Here is a 720-nt window from a genome sequence, read left to right on the forward strand (position 1 = left end):
GGCCGGCGGTGGATCGGCCTCGTCGGGCCGGGGTGTCGTCGTTCGGGGTCAGCGGCACCAACGCCCACATCATCATCGAACAAGCACCCGAACCCGAACCCGAGCCGACCACCCCGCTGACACAACCGGCCGTGACCACGCTCGTGGTGTCGGGGAAGTCGGGCGAGCGGATCGCGGCGACGGCAGGTGCGTTGGCGCAGTGGATGTCTGGCGCCGGTGCCGAGGTCCCGTTGGCCGAAGTCGCGCACACCCTCAACCATCACCGGGCCCGGTGGGGAAAGTTCGCGACGGTGTGTGCGCGGGATCGGGCTGCTGCGGTGGCGGGGTTGCGGGCGTTGTCGGTGGGTCATCACGCGGCGGGTGTCGTTGCGGCGCATGAGGGTGTGTGTGGGTCGGGGACGGTGTTCGTGTTCTCGGGTCAGGGGTCGCAGTGGGCGGGGATGGGTCGGCGGTTGTTGGCCGAGGAGCCGGCGTTCGCGGTGGCGGTTGATGAGTTGGAGCCGGTGTTCGTCGAGCAGGTGGGTTTCTCGTTGCGGCAGGTGATCGCCGAGGGGGAGCCGGTGGCTGGGGATGCGCGGGTGCAGCCGGTGGTCATGGGGTTGCAGTTGGCGTTGACCGCGTTGTGGCGCTCTCATGGGGTGGTTCCGGATGCGGTGATCGGGCATTCGATGGGTGAGGTGACCGCGGCGGTGGTGTCTGGTGCTCTGTCGGTGCGTGAGG

1 protein-coding gene is annotated in these 720 nt (G+C 69.3%); it reads left to right on the forward strand.

Annotation, left to right across the window (positions count from 1 at the left end; all coding sequences use genetic code 11):
• Positions 1-720: acyltransferase domain-containing protein (locus E4P42_RS26795; protein WP_135129653.1), on the forward strand; the 720-nt coding region annotated here is incomplete at both ends.

This window comes from Mycobacterium sp. PS03-16 (assembly GCF_004570325.1).
In the GTDB taxonomy this organism is placed as follows: Bacteria; Actinomycetota; Actinomycetes; order Mycobacteriales; family Mycobacteriaceae; genus Mycobacterium.